This window comes from Arthrobacter sp. Y3223164 (assembly GCF_059091005.1).
This window is the reverse complement of the sequence record NZ_JBNHGF010000811.1, coordinates 1-499: the sequence shown is the minus strand read 5'-3', so window position 1 is coordinate 499 and position 499 is coordinate 1. Positions and strand designations below refer to the sequence as shown.

Sequence of the window (499 nt, the reverse complement as noted above, 5' to 3'; positions counted from 1 at the left end):
GGTCAGGATGCCCGGGACCAGCCGCTTGTACCGGCGCTGCTGCCGGGGCCGCCGCCAGACCAGGTAGGCGGTAACCGCTTCCGGCGAGGGCGCCGGCGTGCTGCCGCTGGTCGCTCCACCCTCTTCCGGCGCGCCCTGTCCCACCCGACCTGTGGCGGAATCGGCCGCACCGCAGAGTTCGTCCAGTGCCTCGAGCACGTGGCGCCGGACTGCCGGTGCATCGGGGCGCGACGCTTCGGCTGCCAGCGCATTAATGGCGGTGTCCGACGTCGTCCGCCCGCCCACCAATGACGGCGCCCGGTCGAGCTGGAGCCAGGACGCGACCAGCAGCTGCCATTGGTCCCGGCGCTCGAGGGAGCCGAACGTGGCGCCCGCAGGGACCACCCAGCGGGAGGTGTCTACGTCCAGGACGACCAGGCCGGCGGCGGCGGACAGCTCCAGCAGCCAGCCGGTCATGCCCGGCTCGATCCGCAACGCCTCGGCCAGCAGATCGGAATAT

The 499-nt window shown here is 72.5% G+C and carries 1 pseudogene; it reads right to left on the bottom strand.

Annotation, left to right across the window (positions count from 1 at the left end):
* A pseudogene (locus tag AC5RUJ_RS18150) lies at nt 1-499 on the bottom strand (hypothetical protein); the annotation flags it as partial.